Below are 15422 nucleotides of genomic sequence, written 5' to 3'. Positions count from 1 at the left end.
TACAATGCAGAAGATTGCACTATCTGTAAAAAATATTTCTAAAAAATTTGGTCATTTCACGGCCGTGGATAAGGTTTCCTTCGATGTTGAGGACGGAAAATTTTTCTCAATACTGGGACCTTCTGGTTGCGGAAAAACTACCTTATTAAGAATGATTGCCGGTTTTCTTCAACCAACAAGCGGAACAGTCGAAATTGGCGGAAAGAATATGCTGGGAATTGAAGCCAATAAAAGACCGGTAAACCTTATTTTTCAAAACCTTGCTTTATTTCCCATGATGAATGTTCATGACAATATTGCTTTTGGCCTTCGAAGGAGAGGGGAAAAAGGTAAAAGTGTCGAAAAAAAAGTCAATTCAATGTTGGGAAGGGTAGGGCTTCCGGATTATGGATTAAAAAAAATTACTCAACTTTCCGGCGGACAAAAACAAAGAGTGGCTATAGCGCGATGCTTGGTTCTTGAACCATCGGCTCTTCTTCTGGATGAACCCCTGGGAGCTCTTGATGCCAAATTGAGAGAGCATATGAAAATTGAGCTCAAAAAACTTCAGGTGGAAGTAGGTACCACCTTTGTATATATAACCCATGACCAATCAGAGGCTATGGTGATGAGCGACTATGTAGCGGTCATGAATACCGGACATTTTGAACAACTTGATACCCCTCAACACCTTTATGCCAATCCTTCTTCTGCTTTTGTTGCTCAATTTGTAGGAAAAAATAATAAATTTATTGTAAAACAAAGAAAAGATGAAAAGGGCAACTTTTTCGCTGATACCGTAGACGGTAAAAGCTTTAAATTAAGCAAGCCTATTGATTTGAAAAAGGATGATGATCTTATCGAATTGTACGTCAGGCCGGAGGCGGTAATTATTAATCCAAAGATGGGGCAAAGTAATCTGAACGTCTTGAATGTTAGTGTCAAGGCAATACTCTTTGATGGCGCGAACAGCAAGCTGCTGGTCGTACCTGAAAATTCAGAACAAGAGCTTATTGTCTCTCTGCCGCAGAACAAGCAATTTGATTATATCAAAGCCAAGGACAAGATAAAAATAGGTTGGGATCCTGAAGCTGCGGTATGCTTCAATAAAACGGATGGTAAGATATATGAGGAGCTCTAAAATATCTAAAATAAGATGGAGTTTTGTTATATTCTTTATCCCGGTTTTTTTATGGTTATTTTTATTGATCGTACTTCCGCATCTTGAGTTGCTCAGAATGTCATTCTTGGGAAGGTCAGGATTTACCCTTAAAAATTATAGCGCTTTTTTTACCGAACCGATTTATTGGCTTACCTTCGTACGGACCGCAATGTATTCTATAATGGTAACCTTTATTGTACTGATTATTGCGCTTCCTATCGCCTTTTTTATTACTAAAGTTGTTAATTTAAGAATACAGGGAGTATTATCGGTTTTGCTTTTAGTTCCTTTTTGGGTTAGTGAATTAATCAGAGTTTACGGGTGGATGATACTTTTGCGGGAAAGCGGAGTACTTAACCATTTTTTGGTAGGTATCGGTTTATTCAAACAGCCCACAGAGATGCTCTATAATGATATTACCATGATAATGGGGCTGGTTTATACCTCCATGCTTTTTATGATTATACCAATTATAGGGGTTATGGAAAGTCTTGATGATTCTCTTATCGAAGCAGCCTATGACCTGGGAGCAAAGAAAATAGCCATCTGGCGTGAAATCATTATTCCCTATTCAATGCCTGGCATCATGTCCGGAAGTATCATTGTATTTATGCTGGTTCTTGGCAGCTATTTGACCCCGAAACTCATGGGGGGCAAGAACTCTCTATGGTTTACCGAACAGATATACAATCAGATCATCACTTATTTTAATTGGAATCAGGGAGCTGCCTTTGGGTTTTTATTGTTAGCCTTATCCTCTTTAATAATATGGATTGCCTTGAAAGTAACCAAACAGGATTTCAGGAAGGTAGTTAGATGATAAGAACATTACCAAATTCTAAAAGTTATTTATCGGGTTACAGGCTTTTTGCACTTTTCTATTTTATTTTTCTATTTGCTCCGCTGGTTATCACCATGATTCTGGCCTTTAATGATTCTATGTTCCCCTCTTTGCCCTGGAAAGGGTTTACTTTTGATTGGTTTTTTGGGAAAGGGCCTGAAAAAATTGGTATATTTTATGACAAAATGAATTTAAGGGCGATAGCTACTTCCTTTAAAGTAGCAATTTCAGTTTCTATCTTTTCAACTATTGTCGGAACGATGGCTGCTTTTCTCTTTGAACAGGAAGATTTCAAATTTAAGGGTGCTTTATATTTCTTAATGATCGCTCCCTTGGTTATTCCGGGAGTTATTCTCGGTATATCCATACTTTTATTCTCGACTACAGTAGGATTATTTATTGAGAATGTTTTTGGGATTGATATAAAAATACTAAGGCCAGGTTTCTGGCTTATAGTTCTTGGTCAGTTTTCCTTTATTACCACTATCGTAACCATGGTTATTTCAGCAAGGTTAAGAAAATTTGATAGAACGCTTGAAGAAGCCGCGTCCGATCTTGGCGCCAATCGATTTTCGGTTATCTGGTTTATTACCCTTCAGTATCTCAAGCCCTCGGTTATAGGAGGTGCAGCCATAGCCTTCCTGATGTCCTTTGAGAATTTTAATACCACCACATTCCTGATTAGCTCTCAACCCACCCTGCCTATCATTTTATATCAACAGGTAAGAGATGGGTCTACCCCGGTTATCAATGCCATATCTTTTATTTTAATCGTAACTGTTTCCATTATTGCCGTCGGAAATTTTTATTTCAAAAGCAAAGAAGAATAGAATTGATACAGGGGACGGTTCTCTGTATCAATTTACTGAGGCGATGAAAATATCGCCGATAGCCAGGAGATCCTCTTTCTTGGGAGTTCTTCCTTGAGACACATTTTCAAAAATAACTCTTCCCAGGGCAGCAACCAGGGAATATAAAAATAGATCTCCGCTTACTTTTTTACCGGAAGATAAGATGATGTCTCCAAAGAGGTCACTCAATTTCTTCTGTTTGTCTCTTAACTTTTCGAAGAGCTTATTTATCTTTTTTTTGCTGTGGTCTTTTTGCATAAAATCATAAGCAATTCTTTCCAGAATAATAAATATTTTGGAATTTTCTGCTAAAAGTTTTAGATAAAAGTCTATGATCATTTTAATCCGTAGTTTAATATTATGGGTGGTATCAATTATTTCGCTGGTCTTTTCAAAAATATTTTTTATATGTTGCTCCAAAAGCTCTGAAGCCAAATCTATTTTAGAAGGAAAATAGTAATAGATAGTAGATTTTTTTATTCCGGAAAGCTGAGCGATATCATCCATGGTGGCTTCGTAGAAGCTCTTGCTAAAAAACGTATCCCGGGCAGCCTCTAAAATTTTTTCTTTTTTGTTCATCTTTTCACTATCCATTAGAAACACCACTCTGCTGAGACATATAATCCCTCTGCGCTTTTTACCTGCCCCAGCTTTGAATCCTGGTCCCCAAAAATCTTAACGTAAGAGAGGGTCATTGAAAAATCATCGGTGAAATCATAACTGGCACCGAGAGAATTTATCATGCTTCCGTCTTGAAGGTTTATTACTCCTACATAATTCGGAGTGAGCTTGGAATCTTTCAAGTCTTTTTCGGCATTTAGTAAAATATAAGGGGAACATTGCTTTCCTTCTTCAAGGATAAATCCCCAAATAAAAGCTACATTCAGGTAGAGGTCAAAAGAAGTAGTATAATCCGCACCAATTATTGCTTTCAGGTAAGGATCTTTTAGCATATCTTCACCCTGTACTTGCCAGGGTTGTGGGATGATATAGGCTAAATCCCCTCTTAAAGTAGCCCCTTCAATCCCCGGGAAATCTCCCTGGAATTCAAATCCAAAGATATCTCTCTTGGGATACTCCAACCCTAAATTCAAAGATGTCCCGGAAGTTCCGGGAGTGAGCTCTACCGACGCAGGATAAGCAAAGGGATAATATCCGTTATAATAACTGATCGCTGCATCAAAAGTAGAAAAACTTCTTCCCAGTTTCACTCCCCATGCTGGTTTTTTGGGAAGACTACGGTCTAAATTAATAGAATCTATTTCTATTCCCTGTGCCTGAAATCCCGGAGAAAACATGGAAAGATATAATTGTTCTTCATACCCTGCAGGCATGAATGAGGGAGTAAAATGAGGAAGATATAGTCCCTGCAGATAGGTGATATCATTGAGATAATAAGTTGCATCAACCGCCCAGACTCCGCTCTTTCTGGAGGATCTATCCGCAAAAGATATCCCGGGAGGCGAAGGATTAAAGTTATCCAAAGGGCTAAACATATCCGATGAACCCCAGCTTACAATCAGCCTGCCTGCGTTTAAATCTAAATTAGGAATAATAAGGTCATAAGTGCCAATATACAGTTCCTTGGGTACAATCATCAGAGGATTGGTAGAAGAACTGTCAGAATATCTAATGAGCAGATCTCCCTCTACAAAGATATCGTCGGTGAGGCTATGAATATAGTCAAGGTCCAAATTTAGAGTATTTGACAGCTCATCTTGGGCAAAATTATATTGCCCGGAATAAGTTAAAGTACCGGAAAAACTTCCGGCTAATACAGAAGTAGAAAGCAACAAAATGATTAAAATTGTTAAAAAAATCCTATTTTGTTGAATCATATTTCCTCCTCTTATTTAATCTTATTTAATCGTATTGAATATCGGGTATATTATAGAGTATAGCACAGCGGCGGGTGCGATGAATCGAACCCCTACTCCTAACTTCTAAATTCTATCTTTTTTACAAGATACGATTTTTGACCTTGGCAACTATTTCCCTAACGCAATACTCAATAGGTAATACTATTTTATTCCATTTCCTGAATTTTTCTTTTTTACTCATTACACATTACTTGTTACTATATTTGCCAAATACTATTCACTAACAACTGACTCAAAGTGTCGGCTTTGACAGGGTCCTGATACTAAAGAAATCGGATGACAATTCGACATCGTACTCTATTTCTTTGATGACTATTTTGGTTTTATTTCCTTCTGCTATATCTGTAAATTCTATCTCCATCGGCGTGATCTTACCTTTATCGTCAATTTGTATTTTATTGATGGTCAAGGTTTTGGTTAACTCATTACTTGTTTTGTAAAATTCTACTTTTCTGGCATAAAACTTTTCTTTATCTACATGAATAATGATTTTTTCATAAGACACATCTTCTCCACTCGGTAAAACTTCTACAATGTATTCTCCTTCTGTTTCTTCCAAAAGTGTTTTTTCATAGTCTTTATCTTTATAATCAAAACTCATATCTTCATAGGAAAGGCCGGTACCCATAAATTCCTCGCCCTTTATAGCCCCGGCGATTCGCCTGGGTTTGCCAAAGGCAGGCATATATAACTCTATTCTTTCTCCATCATTGATATTTAGAAGCGTAACTCCTTTTGCCGATTTAGGAGAGAGAAACCTAACAAGTATACTGCTTTTTCCCTCTTCCCCTTCTTGAGAAAACATCACCATCTCTCTGACTTCTTCATTTCCCTTCTGGTCAAGGAGAATCATTTCGGAAAGAGTTTTTTGATTAGTATAATCAGGGGAGTACTCTTCCACTTTATCTATAATTTCATCCGCGCTAAGGCTAAGGGCTGCCTCCGCTCCTTCTGCATAGGACACAGATACCATACTTAACGCAAAAACAAGCAAGCAAACAGTAATCACCAACAAACCATATTTTCTTATTTTCACTATTTTCACTATTTTCACTCCTTTTTATTTAAAATCGATTTTAGCCAACAATATAGGAAGAAGCAATAGAGTATATATAACACTTACCAGCATAACACTTCCGATCAATTGGCCGAAAGAGGCCATCATCTTAATGTTGGAAAAGCTGAGTACAAGAACCCCGGCTGCAATAGAAATGGAATTAAAGAGGATCGCTCTTCCGGTTCCGGTCAGAGTAATTTTTAGTGCCTCTCTTGCATCCTTGTGCTTTATTTCATTTTTATAGCGGGAAATAAAGTGAATGGTATAATCTATCCCTGCTCCTATGGCGATACTTGCTACCATCATGGTAGAAAAATTCAAGGGTATATTAAAGAAGCCCATAGCACCACCAGTAGTGATAATAGTTAAAACAAGAGGGGCCATAGAAAATAATCCGATTTTAACCGATTTAAATTGAATGACCAACATGGTAAACACCAGCAAAAAGGCCAGGATGATACTCCTGATCTGTCCCCTGAACACACTGCGGTTCACCCGATCCATAATGACCGGTGTTCCGCTCAGCCGAAAAGAGAGTTTGGAAGCTTCATGATCATCAGGTACAAAAACCACTTTATCATTCAAATACCACAAGATATCCTTTTCCTCATCGGTTAGGGGCGCATCTAAATATTTTTCTGCTCTTATTTGTGCCTCTTTTACTTTTTCTCTTTCCTGTGCCATATCCCGAGAAACTTCCAATATTTCTTGTAAATAAAGAGCATCATCTTCTGATAAGCCTATTTGACTCATCAGTTCATCTATAAAGAGGTCTGCGCTTTGCTCATCTTGGATATAAGATGAAAGTAAAGGTGCAATCTCTTCCTTGGTCAATCCTAAATCTTCAATTTCTAAAGTAGAAAGAGACAATATTTCAGCAATAAATGCCGGGTCTTTTCTTTCAAATTCACTATTTGGTTGAGCAGCCAATTGAATCAGTTCGTTCTTGAAACCGTCAACATCTTTTATCTGTATGCCTTTAGCCTGAAGGGAAGAAATAATTTCCTCTGCAATATAAGGGAAATATTTTTTGACTTCTTCTTTTTCTAATGATTGAAGATCGACCTCTTTTACATTTTTGGGAATGGTTTCTATAAATGCCCGTATTTTAGCAATGGATAGATCAAGGGCATCAGAAGTCATTTCTTTTGCCTTAAGGGATACCAGCGTTTCTTTATCCCCATCTCCCACCATAGAAGTAAGGTATTCATTATTCTGGGCAAAAAACCAGAGATTATCGATCTTTCCCAAATTGGCAGGGATGATCTTTTTATTTTCCATGGCATCATTAAGGTCGATTAAAAAATCGCTGATCGAAGATGGTTCCGTTAGTGAAGGGAGCCGTTCCGAGTAATCCTCAATTTTTTTTATCTGTCTTAGGACGTAAGGGTTCTTGACATTATCAGCTTCCGTGTAAATATAAAGGGTATCGACCCCGCCAAATTTCTCTTTAAAATAATTCAAGGTTTTTACCACTTGGTTCTTTTCTCCCAATCTTGATTCCATGGAAGAATCGGGTATGATCCGGGTAGCAAAGCCGATTCCTGCTAAAACCACCACTAATAAAATCACGATAACCGTCTTCTTTTTTTCTGAAACCAGATAAAAAATAAGGTTCAATAATTTATTGATCAGATCGTTAGAATCAGAAGAGAATTTTTTATGTATTTTGGGAGGAGGAAAAAGTCTATAAAAAGCACCCAGGAAGAAAGTTGCCAGTATAAAGGCAAAAAATATTCCCAGGGTAGAAAAAATACCAAATTCGGTAATCGGCCTTACGATGGCAGCGGAAAGAGATAAAAAACCAGCCATCGTGGTCAAAGCACTCATCATTATAGGTAAAAAAGTATGTCGAAAAGCCAATTTAACTGCTGTTAGCGGTTCAAAGCGGTATCTATCTTCATAATAACGGCTGACAAAATGTATCCCATAAGCAGTGGCCAAAGATATCATGATAACCGGCAGGATGGCAGCTACCATGGTGACATTTCTACCGGTAGAAGCGATTAATCCCAAAACCCACACCGAAGACAATAAAGCGACAAAAAGGGGTAGTACGACTCCCCGAACACTTCGAAAGCAGAAGAAAAGGACAAAGAGCATGATAAGGATAGCGGCAATAGCTAAACTCATAGTACTCCGGGAACTCTGGGATATTTCTGCGCTCATTAAGGGCAGGCCGGAGTAATATATTTTTGTAGCCTTTCCTTTTATAGGTTCAATGACCTTGATTAAACTATTTTTTAGCTCGCTTCCTGTTGCCGAATAACCTTCTTTTAATGCTATGATTAATAGGGTGACATTGCCGTCTGCAGATATAAATTTGCCCTTCACCATATTATTGTTTAGAAGCCGATCTTTAAGCTTCCCGGCCTCTTCATTGTTTTCCGGAAAGATCTCTACCAGATCCTTGACTTCTAATCCGTATTCAGTGCTGATAATTTCAGGCATATTTAAAAAAGAAGTGACGGATTGTATATAGGGAATACCCTCTAATTCATCAATAATGTTTTTTACGCTCCGAAGATTTTCTACCTGAAAAAGTCCATCGTATTCCAGAGAGATTACTGCCGTTTCTGCTTGTGAACCGCCGAATTTATCCACGACCTCCCGATAAAACTTAATTTCCGGGTCATCCTCCGGCATATATTTGGTAATATCATCTTCGATATTTAACCGATTTATTTGTGAACCTGCCAAAATGGTGATAACAAGCGTAATTATCACTATTAGCCAGGCGTATTTTATAACCAGATCAGCAATTTTTTTCATGGTGTAGCCTTTGCTCCTCTCGAAATGATTAATCGATTAATATTTTAACTGACCGGTCAGTCGAATGTCAAGAAGATGAAAACAGTTTTTTGTCTCTTTTTATTTTTCTTAACTCGATACTCGAAACCTTCTTTTACAAAGCTTGACAAAAAGAGTGATTAAAACCTATAATATTGGTAACAAAATACCATACAAGAAAAAAATTGAAAGGGAAAGTAGATAAGGGTTATTTCCAGAGAGCTGATGGCTGGTGAGAATCAGTATGGGCTTTATCGAATTCCGCCCTTTTTTAATATTTCCGGGGAAATTAAAATATCCGGAAACGCATCTACAAGATGTGTTAAAACATAAGCCAATGAAGGATAGGAAATTTCCTATTGAATCAGGGTGGCACCACGTGATCAAACTCTCGTCCCTAGTAGTAGATATTACTAAGCGATGAGAGTTTTTTTGTTTATTTGAAAAGTTCAACAAGTTAAGACCCTTCCCCGCCTTCCCCGTTCGAGGGGAGAGGGTTTGGGTAGGGGTGAAAAAGGTAATAAATATCTATGAAAGAATTTGAGATCCTTGAGCATACAGCAGATATCGGGATAGCAGCCTACGGGAAAACCGAAAAAGAAGTTTTTATTAATGCTGCCAGGGGAATGTTTGAAATTATTGCCGGAGACACCAGGAATTTAAAAGAAAACTTTGCTGATAAAATAAAACTGGAAGCGGATAATCCGGAAGGCCTGCTCTTCGCCTGGCTTAACGAACTTTTATATATAAGTGATACAAAATGGGTGATCTTAAATAGGTTTACCATCAAAGATTTATCTCAAAATCAAATCAGGGCAGAAATTAAGGGAAGGACTATTGACCAACTCGGCCATAAAATAAAAAGAGAGATAAAAGCCGCAACTTACCATCATTTGGAAATTAAAAAAGATGAGGAAAGCGGACTCTGGAGAGCCCAGGTCATTTTCGATATTTAAATACAGCTCGGGTCACATTCTTATAAAAATAGAAATTTATTTAAGCAGAACCTTATTATTATTTATGATTTATTTGTTATAAGTATATTCTTAAATCTATGTAATCGTCTATATAAAGGAGATGATTAATATGAAAGAATCTTGGGACGGACCTTTAAACAGGATAGATGCGTATCGCTGGGAAATTCCTAAAACTTATAATGCCGGCATGAGAGTCCCCGGACTGATCTATGCCTCTTCAAATTTATTAGAAAAAATACGCCAGGATCAGGCTCCGGAGCAAGTCGCCAATACAGCTTGTCTTCCGGGGATTGTGGGGCGTTCACTGGCCATGCCCGATATCCACTGGGGCTATGGTTTTTGTATCGGCGGCGTAGCGGCTACTGCTTCCGATGATGAGGGAGTCATCTCCCCCGGAGGAGTGGGCTTTGACATAAGTTGTGGCGTGCGATTAGTAAGGACTAATTTAACTTTAAAAGAAGTAAAACCGAAAGTTGAACTCCTGGTGAATGAACTATTTAGAGCGATACCCTCCGGTGTCGGCTCACAAGGAAAGATAAAAATAAGCTTTCATGAAATGAGAGATGTATTAAGAAAAGGTTCTAAGTGGGCAATAGAGCGGGGTTTTGGTTGGGAAGATGACCTCTTATTTACCGAAGAAGAAGGGTGCATGAAAGGGGCGAATTCCGATCTGGTCAGCCAGCATGCCCTGGAAAGAGGGAAACCTCAATTGGGCACTCTTGGCTCGGGAAATCATTTCCTGGAGATTCAGGTGATCGATCAGGTTTATGAACCGGAAATCGCCCGGGAATTGGGATTGGAAGAAGGCCAGATTACCGTCATGATTCATTGCGGCTCCCGGGGATTAGGGCATCAGGTCTGTACCGATTATTTGACTACGATGCAAAAAGCTGTACAGAAATATAAAATACAACTCCCTGACCGGCAATTGGCCTGTGCACCTCTATCTTCACCGGAAGGAAAAAACTATTATGCTGCTATGGCCGGTGCGGCGAATTATGCCTGGGCTAATCGTCAATGTATCATGCACTGGACTCGTGAAGTTTTTGCCAAAGTTTTTAGCAGCACTCCGGAAACATTAGGATTAAAGCTCATCTATGACGTAGCTCATAATATTGCCAAAATAGAAGAACATCATGTTGAGGGAAAGAAAATGAAGTTGTGCGTGCACCGGAAAGGTGCTACCCGGGCTTTCCCCCCGTTTCATCCAGATATTCCGAAAAAATATGAGAAGATAGGGCAGCCGGTATTAATTCCCGGGGATATGGGACGTTGCTCCTATTGCTTGGTAGGGACCGAAAAAGCCATGGAAGAGACTTTTGGTTCAACCTGTCATGGAGCAGGAAGGATCATGAGTAGAATGAAAGCCAAAAAAGAAGCGCGGGGGAGAGACATTCAGCAGGAATTAAGAGAAAAGGGGATCATTGTAAAAGCGGAAAGCCGGGGAACCCTAGTCGAAGAGATGTCCGATGCCTATAAAGATGTAAACGAAGTGGTGGAAGTGATGCATCAGACCGGGATATCCAGAAAAGTGGTGCGGATGCGGCCATTGGGAGTTATTAAGGGATAAAATTAGTCGTTAGTAGGAGAGGCGTATCGCCTGTCACTATACGCTAAACGCTACTCACGATAGCTATATTATTAGTAATATGATTAAAGAAGGAGAAAAAATGTTAGATATAAAACTTATCCGTTCAAATCCGGAAAAAGTAAAAGAAGCATTAAAGAAGAGAAAAGAAAAAATGGATTTAGAAGAAGTATTAAACCTGGACGAGAAAAGGAGAAAGCTATTATTAGAAGCGGATGCCTTAAAAGAACAAAGAAATACGGTCAGTGAAGAGATCGGAAAATTAAAGAGAGAAAAGAAGGATGCGCAGGAAAAGATTTTAGCCATGAAAGAAGTATCGGCAAAGATCAAAGAATTAGATGCCCGGATAAAAGAAACAGAGGAAAAGACGGCTAAAATATTACTGGAAATCCCCAATATTCCTCATCAAAGTGTGCCATTGGGAGAGGACGAAAAGAGTAATATAGAGATAAGGAAATGGGGAAAGCCGCGGGAATACGATTTTACTCCTTTAGCCCATTGGGATATCGGGGAAGCCCTGAATATACTCGACTTTGAAAGAGGAGCAGCCTTAGCCTCCGCCCGTTTTACCGTATTAAAAGGGATGGGGGCTAAATTGGAAAGAGCACTTATTAATTTTATGCTCGACCTTCATACCAATGAACACGGGTATCAAGAAATATTCCCTCCTTTTTTAGTCAATTCCGAAACGATGACCGGCACCGGACAGCTGCCCAAGTTTGAAAGTGATCTATTTAAATGTGAAAATGGTCTTTACCTGGTGCCTACTGCCGAAGTACCTTTAACTAATCTTCATCGGCAGGAGATCTTAAATGAGGATGACCTGCCTCTTTATTATACCGCCTATACGGCTTGTTTTCGCAAAGAAGCCGGTTCTTATGGTAAAGATGTAAGGGGTTTGATCAGACAGCACCAATTTAACAAAGTGGAGTTGGTAAAAATATGTACGCCGGAAAATTCTTATCATGAGCTGGAGTCTTTAACTAAAAATGCCGAGGAAGTCTTAAAAAGATTAGAGCTGCCCTATCGGGTCATTGTTCTTTGCACCGGGGATATAGGTTTTTCAGCAGCCAAGACCTATGATGTCGAAGTGTGGTTGCCGGCTCAAGGAAGATATAGAGAGATTTCTTCTTGCAGTAATTGTGAAGATTTTCAAGCCAGGAGAGCGATGATAAGATATCGCTCAAAAGAAAAAGAGAAAGTGAATTTTGTCCACACTTTAAATGGTTCTGGTTTGGCGGTGGGGAGGACGCTGGTTGCCATCTTGGAAAACTATCAACAAAAAGACGGAAGCGTAATTATTCCCGATGTTCTTCGTCCTTATATGGGAGGAGTTGAAAAGATAACTCGATAGTAAATAATTAAATAATTGACCAATTTACCTATTCGCCGATTGACCAATTAAATTAGTTGATAGTTGTTAGTAGGAAGGGCGTCCCAACTGTTCATGTTAATGTAGGGATTTAATTCATTGAACCTGATGCTTGCTAAGTTTTTCTTGACCAACCAGATAAGAGGTGTTATCCTTTATTAGTAAAAAATAAATAGGAAGCGGAGGGGTGGCAGAGCGGCCGAATGCACCGGTCTTGAAAACCGGCGATACGCAAGTATCCGTGGGTTCAAATCCCACCCCCTCCGCCAAAAAAAATGTTAAAAAAATTTACTAAAAGAGCTTGACATTATTTTAGAATATGATATAATTTCCCTAATTTGAAAACTATCGAGTAACAAAACAGATAGCTTTTTCATTTTAATACCTCCAAAACTCGCCTTGCGTAAAGTAGGGCGAGTTTTAATTTTATAGTCCATCTTTTTTATTTCCCTAATCTTAACTTTATACCGTTGAGTTCTTTCTGCACCTCCGAAAAGTGAAGAGAATAATGCTCACGATTCTGCTGGTTCAGACTGGTGATCGTATTATGTATCTCTTTGGTATTATCCAGGATCTGCCGATATCCCTCTTTCTGGGCAATGACGATTTCCTGCATAAACTTATCGATGCGAAAGATGAGTAGTATCGACAAGGCGATAGGGAATCCCTGATTAGCGATGATATCCAATAAAGTTTTTATATCCATATAACAATTCTCCTTTTTACCAATTACAATATCCTCCCTCTTGAGGGGTGGAGGAGGATTAAGGTAGGGGTGATGCTAACAACTAATTTATTCCCGCCAGCGGGTGCGCTTGGTTGGGCGGACATCCAGATGGATGAACTGCCTCTTCTCGTAGAATCCGATGCCGGCAAAGTCTATCTTCTCGCAGATCTCTAAAAGTTCGATTAGGTTGATATCTCTTACCTTGATATCTGCTGCCAGTCCGATACAGTGGTAGCTGTTATCTACCCCTCCTACCTCTTGGTTATGAATAAAACAGCGATAGCCCGAGGTAATAGTAACCGGCCTTGCCACCCTCCCTCTTAATTCCCCTAATTTAGTAAGCAGCTTGGGATGGAGCATCACCCGTCTGCAGCAGGGACAGGCAAATTCGAATAGGTGAAAGTAGGGGGCGATAATAATGTTATTGATCTCATTTAGCATCTGCATGGAAACTAACTCCTTTCCGTCGTTAATTGATTGGCCAATTGGCCGATTTACCAATTAGCCAATTAGGTAGGGGGCGGATTCATCCGCCCCGCAAAGACGGGTTTTATGAATCAAACCCCTAAACTTAAATAGACAGGAGAGACGCCCGTTCTACGATAGGTTATTTAGCCAACAGTGACTGCTGAACTATGGTTTTATCCTTGATTAATTTTTTCTTCAGCAGGAGGTCATAAGACTCTCGGTTGATCTTTCCTATATTGGCCTTCATCATGGTTTTCACGGCCTTTTCTTCAGACTTCCTTAAACTGATCTTCTTATCTGCTAGTATCTCGGTCAACTTCTGCCAGGCGATCTCCCATTTCTTACTTCCATTCCCTATCCCCAACTCTTCTTCTGCCCAGAGCATGGCGGAAAGAATAGCCTCTTTGATGGTGGCGGCTCTGTCCTCTCCTACCTTATTCTTTAAGAAACTATAGAAAATAGAGACGAGAGATAATAATAGGGCATTCAATAGATATTTACTTAAGATAGCTTCTAACATGATCATAAACTCCTTTCAATCTTTAGTTGATAGTTGATTGATCAATTGGCCGATTCACCAATTGACCGATTAAGTAGGGGGCGGATTCATCCGCCCCGGAATACCGGGCTCGATGAATCGAGCCCCTACTTTTGGATAGACAGGAAATCCTGTCCCTTATACCAAGGAGTTACACATCCATTACATCGGTAGACTTATAATCCAGGATCCTTGCATTGACCTTGGCGACCAAATCATTCCCGTCATTATGGAAGATGTTCTTGGTGATGATGGTATCCATTACCCCCTGGATAGCAGCATCCTGGGCAGCAAAATCGGCATAGTCTCCCTCCTCAACATTCTTGGGGTTATTCAAGGTTAGATTGATGGTCTTGGCCGCACTATCTCTAAACTGCATATACAGTCTCTTATAACTGGTTACTTCTCCTAATTCGGTTGGCATTTATTTTTTCACCTCCTTTCCGATTAACCAATTTACCAATTCACCGATTAGCCAATTAGGTAGGGGGCGGATTCATCCGCCCCGCAAAGACGGGTTCGATGAATCAATCCCCTACATTTCCTGTGGAACCTGTGGAAAAGGTAAATTAGTTAAGCTATTTTTAATTTTGGTTACTGATCTTTTCTGGTTAAAGACTAACGACTACTCCGTAAGTTGCGATTCTTTTCCTAATCTGATCTCATCTACGCTGTATTTCTGCAGTCCCACTAAAGCGGTCGCTGCATCATAGACGTCTTGCTCTAAGGCAGCCGCTTTGATGCTGCCGAAGGTCTTGCTCTGGATGATCGGAGCTCCATTATCCGGGTTAGTACCTACGACTAATCTGAACTGCAGGCTGGAGTCACGGGGAACGGTTATGACTGTGGCCATTATTTTTTTCACCTCCTTTCTTAGCTCATTGACCTATTGGTCAATGAGCGTGATAAGTGATAAGTAATAAGTCATTATAAATTGAGGACTAGTTACTTTTTTGATTTTTACCTTTCTCGCACTTCACTCATTACTCATCACTGGTTACTGTTTTTAGCTTATAGTTATTAGCCTGCTCTTTTTCTTTCTCGTTTTTCTGGCTAACAACTAACTTGCTTTCTGTCTAATACATTGCAAAAAGGAGGTGATTTTACAAAAGGAAATTAAAAATATTTCAAAATATTTTTAATTTATTGATTCCTTTCTTTCTAATATAATTTATCGCCTGTTGGGTAAGGG

At 39.3% G+C, this 15422-nt stretch carries 15 protein-coding genes and 1 tRNA gene; 7 read left to right on the top strand and 9 right to left on the bottom strand.

Annotated elements, in window-relative coordinates; all coding sequences use genetic code 11:
• Positions 1-4: 4 nt before the first annotated feature.
• The 3 genes from ENO17_08245 to ENO17_08235 are packed head-to-tail and all read left to right on the top strand — an operon-like array spanning position 5 to position 2812.
• The gene (locus ENO17_08245) at positions 5-1120 is read left to right on the top strand and encodes an ABC transporter ATP-binding protein (GenBank protein ID HER25021.1); all 1116 of its coding nucleotides are present in this window, start codon (positions 5-7) and stop codon (positions 1118-1120) included.
• On the top strand, positions 1107-1961 hold the full coding sequence (locus ENO17_08240) for an ABC transporter permease (protein HER25020.1): 855 nt from the start codon (positions 1107-1109) through the stop codon (positions 1959-1961). The genes ENO17_08245 and ENO17_08240 overlap by 14 nt, the downstream gene beginning before the upstream one ends.
• On the top strand, positions 1958-2812 hold the full coding sequence (locus ENO17_08235) for an ABC transporter permease (GenBank protein ID HER25019.1): 855 nt from the start codon (positions 1958-1960) through the stop codon (positions 2810-2812). Before ENO17_08240 ends, ENO17_08235 begins: the two co-directional genes overlap by 4 nt.
• Positions 2813-2839: 27 nt before the next feature.
• Here ENO17_08235 and ENO17_08230 read toward each other — a convergent pair whose 3' ends face one another.
• From ENO17_08230 to ENO17_08215, 4 genes are all read right to left on the bottom strand, one after another.
• Complete coding sequence (locus ENO17_08230) at positions 2840-3427, bottom strand: TetR/AcrR family transcriptional regulator (protein HER25018.1); 588 nt, start codon at positions 3425-3427, stop codon at positions 2840-2842.
• Positions 3427-4671, bottom strand: a complete 1245-nt coding sequence (locus ENO17_08225; GenBank protein ID HER25017.1) for a hypothetical protein — start codon at positions 4669-4671, stop codon at positions 3427-3429. Before ENO17_08225 ends, ENO17_08230 begins: the two co-directional genes overlap by 1 nt.
• A gap of 274 nt (positions 4672-4945) precedes the next feature.
• The gene (locus ENO17_08220; GenBank protein HER25016.1) at positions 4946-5758 is read right to left on the bottom strand and encodes an outer membrane lipoprotein-sorting protein; all 813 of its coding nucleotides are present in this window, start codon (positions 5756-5758) and stop codon (positions 4946-4948) included.
• 15 nt (positions 5759-5773) lie between these two features.
• Positions 5774-8542, bottom strand: coding sequence for a hypothetical protein (locus tag ENO17_08215; GenBank protein ID HER25015.1), 2769 nt, complete (start codon positions 8540-8542; stop codon positions 5774-5776).
• Between the two features lie 548 nt (positions 8543-9090).
• Here ENO17_08215 and ENO17_08210 point away from each other — a divergent pair.
• The 4 genes from ENO17_08210 to ENO17_08195 all read left to right on the top strand — a co-directional run bounded on the left by ENO17_08210 (position 9091) and on the right by ENO17_08195 (position 12766).
• The gene (locus tag ENO17_08210) at positions 9091-9516 is read left to right on the top strand and encodes an archease (protein ID HER25014.1); all 426 of its coding nucleotides are present in this window, start codon (positions 9091-9093) and stop codon (positions 9514-9516) included.
• Positions 9517-9646: 130 nt separating this feature from the next.
• Complete coding sequence (locus ENO17_08205; protein ID HER25013.1) at positions 9647-11107, top strand: RtcB family protein; 1461 nt, start codon at positions 9647-9649, stop codon at positions 11105-11107.
• Between the two features lie 100 nt (positions 11108-11207).
• Positions 11208-12479 (top strand): serine--tRNA ligase, encoded by a 1272-nt coding sequence (locus tag ENO17_08200; protein ID HER25012.1) that lies wholly within the window; start codon positions 11208-11210, stop codon positions 12477-12479.
• Positions 12480-12678: 199 nt separating this feature from the next.
• Positions 12679-12766, top strand: a tRNA-Ser gene (locus ENO17_08195).
• Positions 12767-12939: 173 nt separating this feature from the next.
• Here the strand turns inward: ENO17_08195 and ENO17_08190 are convergent.
• The 5 genes from ENO17_08190 to ENO17_08170 all read right to left on the bottom strand — a co-directional run bounded on the left by ENO17_08190 (position 12940) and on the right by ENO17_08170 (position 15083).
• Positions 12940-13203, bottom strand: a complete 264-nt coding sequence (locus ENO17_08190; protein ID HER25011.1) for a hypothetical protein — start codon at positions 13201-13203, stop codon at positions 12940-12942.
• An 87-nt stretch (positions 13204-13290) separates the two neighbouring features.
• Positions 13291-13665, bottom strand: coding sequence for a DUF882 domain-containing protein (locus tag ENO17_08185; GenBank protein ID HER25010.1), 375 nt, complete (start codon positions 13663-13665; stop codon positions 13291-13293).
• Positions 13666-13831: 166 nt separating this feature from the next.
• Positions 13832-14212, bottom strand: a complete 381-nt coding sequence (locus ENO17_08180; protein ID HER25009.1) for a hypothetical protein — start codon at positions 14210-14212, stop codon at positions 13832-13834.
• A 169-nt stretch (positions 14213-14381) separates the two neighbouring features.
• Positions 14382-14654, bottom strand: coding sequence for a DUF2922 domain-containing protein (locus tag ENO17_08175; protein HER25008.1), 273 nt, complete (start codon positions 14652-14654; stop codon positions 14382-14384).
• Between the two features lie 201 nt (positions 14655-14855).
• Positions 14856-15083, bottom strand: coding sequence for a DUF1659 domain-containing protein (locus ENO17_08170; GenBank protein ID HER25007.1), 228 nt, complete (start codon positions 15081-15083; stop codon positions 14856-14858).
• Positions 15084-15422 lie beyond the last annotated feature (339 nt).

The sequence above is a fragment of the Candidatus Atribacteria bacterium genome (assembly GCA_011056645.1).
Taxonomy (GTDB): domain Bacteria; phylum Atribacterota; class Phoenicimicrobiia; order Phoenicimicrobiales; family Phoenicimicrobiaceae; genus Sediminicultor; species Sediminicultor quartus.
The sequence above is the reverse complement of the archived record's forward strand: the minus strand, read 5'-3'. Positions and strand labels throughout refer to the sequence as shown.

What these genes read in the sequence shown, in the direction of transcription:
- ENO17_08245 (HER25021.1), top strand. Translation starts at nt 5, where the DNA reads ATGCAGAAGATTGCACTATCTGTAAAAAATATTTCTAAAAAATTTGGT.
- ENO17_08240 (HER25020.1), top strand. Translation starts at nt 1,107, where the DNA reads ATGAGGAGCTCTAAAATATCTAAAATAAGATGGAGTTTTGTTATATTC.
- ENO17_08235 (HER25019.1), top strand. Translation starts at nt 1,958, where the DNA reads ATGATAAGAACATTACCAAATTCTAAAAGTTATTTATCGGGTTACAGG.
- ENO17_08230 (HER25018.1), bottom strand. Translation starts at nt 3,427, where the DNA reads ATGGATAGTGAAAAGATGAACAAAAAAGAAAAAATTTTAGAGGCTGCC.
- ENO17_08225 (HER25017.1), bottom strand. Translation starts at nt 4,671, where the DNA reads ATGATTCAACAAAATAGGATTTTTTTAACAATTTTAATCATTTTGTTG.
- ENO17_08215 (HER25015.1), bottom strand. Translation starts at nt 8,542, where the DNA reads ATGAAAAAAATTGCTGATCTGGTTATAAAATACGCCTGGCTAATAGTG.
- ENO17_08210 (HER25014.1), top strand. Translation starts at nt 9,091, where the DNA reads ATGAAAGAATTTGAGATCCTTGAGCATACAGCAGATATCGGGATAGCA.
- ENO17_08205 (HER25013.1), top strand. Translation starts at nt 9,647, where the DNA reads ATGAAAGAATCTTGGGACGGACCTTTAAACAGGATAGATGCGTATCGC.
- ENO17_08200 (HER25012.1), top strand. Translation starts at nt 11,208, where the DNA reads ATGTTAGATATAAAACTTATCCGTTCAAATCCGGAAAAAGTAAAAGAA.
- ENO17_08190 (HER25011.1), bottom strand. Translation starts at nt 13,203, where the DNA reads ATGGATATAAAAACTTTATTGGATATCATCGCTAATCAGGGATTCCCT.
- ENO17_08185 (HER25010.1), bottom strand. Translation starts at nt 13,665, where the DNA reads ATGCTAAATGAGATCAATAACATTATTATCGCCCCCTACTTTCACCTA.
- ENO17_08180 (HER25009.1), bottom strand. Translation starts at nt 14,212, where the DNA reads ATGTTAGAAGCTATCTTAAGTAAATATCTATTGAATGCCCTATTATTA.
- ENO17_08175 (HER25008.1), bottom strand. Translation starts at nt 14,654, where the DNA reads ATGCCAACCGAATTAGGAGAAGTAACCAGTTATAAGAGACTGTATATG.
- ENO17_08170 (HER25007.1), bottom strand. Translation starts at nt 15,083, where the DNA reads ATGGCCACAGTCATAACCGTTCCCCGTGACTCCAGCCTGCAGTTCAGA.